At 61.8% G+C, this 1,389-nt stretch carries 1 protein-coding gene; it reads left to right on the forward strand.

Annotation, left to right across the window (positions count from 1 at the left end; translation table 11 throughout):
• Positions 1 to 891 precede the first annotated feature (891 nt).
• Positions 892 to 1,215: a hypothetical protein gene (locus tag D7Y15_RS43465; protein WP_120599939.1), complete on the forward strand. Its 324-nt coding sequence runs from the start codon at positions 892 to 894 to the stop codon at positions 1,213 to 1,215.
• Positions 1,216 to 1,389 lie beyond the last annotated feature (174 nt).

Below are 1,389 nucleotides of genomic sequence, written 5' to 3' on the forward strand. Positions count from 1 at the left end.
CCGCCCCATGCCGGCGACCATCTCCTCAAGGTAGGCGCTCAGCGCCTCGTCCAGCTTGCGCAGCTGTCCCGGTGTCATCCCGACCGTAGATCATGGCAGCCACCTGGATTCAAGTGACCGGGTAGTACTAAGCGACAGTACGGAACCCTTCATCTGACGAGGCCAAAACACCCCCCTGGTTCTATTCGCAAAAAAAATGCGCTCGCCATTCACCTCAAAACCCTGAGCAATCTGGTCATATGTGACCTCCGGGCCATGGTGCGCAACCAAATTCTCCAGCGCCAAAATGCCGCTGTACGTATTTTCCAATCAGGATCAATCGCGTTTTCCGCCATGCACACACAATAGCGGTGATGGTGACCAAGGCAAGGGCATTGCCCGTAGACTCCAAGCAACTGGCTCCTCCCCACGGACACACAGAAGAGTCACGGCGAGCCGTGAAGTCCCTCTTGCTCATGAGCGCGACGAAACGACAAACGTCCATGGTGACATTCAGCATAAGGAAAGCACCTGTCGGCCGTGGAACATGGGCAGTCCCATCACGGACACACTGAATCGAACGAGAACCGGGTGCTCGCCATGGCACCATCGACCAATTTTGTTCCAGATGTGGATGTCGGCTGGCGCCGGATTCTCACTGATAGCGTCTACGGCACCAACGGACTCAACACGTATGCCTATTCAAATCCAGCTGGCCGGCACATCCGTTACGCCGCCTGTAAGAACCACGGCGGGCAGTACGTCTGTCCTTTGTCGGCGTCCGCGCACCTGGCCTCCCGGCCCTGACATCGGACAGGGCGGCCGGTCGCACCGAGGGCGTAGCTTGGTGACACATCCACGTGAGCCTCCATTTCTTGCCGCGCCGAAGAGCCGGTGCTATCTGGCGCGCGCATGCGAAGCCCCCTGCTCTGCCTCTCCTCCCTCGTGTTGCTTGGCCCCGCGTGCGCCACGATTCCCACTGTTGAGCGCGATGGCTTCCAGCTCGGAAAACACTCCTGGGAGAATGACGAGCGAGCCATCCGTTCGCAGGCCTCGTTCGCCACGAACTGCCCCTCCGAGCAGCTCGAACTCCAGGTCCTGTCCGTGGCGGGCGACCCGAAGCTTCCCACCGACGCACGCGGTGTCGGCGTGACGGGCTGCGGCCGCAAGACGAGCTGGGTCCGGTTCGCGAACGGCGCCTGGGCCATCAACAGCGACGGAACCAGCGCACCGTAGAGAGCGCGGCGGGCTCCGCCCCGGGCACCTGCATCCGGGGGGCGGACCTGAGTGATCCCCGCATTTAAGCGAGCGGATCGCCAGACGCCTACCTGACAGCTGCGTGCGAGGCGGAGTGGTGGGGAGCAGTAAGAGAGGCCATGCGGGGACGCAAAGTGGCCATCAACGAAGAGC

Source organism: Corallococcus sp. AB030 (assembly GCF_003668965.1).
Taxonomy (GTDB): domain Bacteria; phylum Myxococcota; class Myxococcia; order Myxococcales; family Myxococcaceae; genus Corallococcus; species Corallococcus exiguus.

Bases quoted from the DNA above. Each gene is read 5' to 3' on its own strand.
- D7Y15_RS43465 (WP_120599939.1), top strand. From the start codon at position 892: ATGCGAAGCCCCCTGCTCTGCCTCTCCTCCCTCGTGTTGCTTGGCCCC.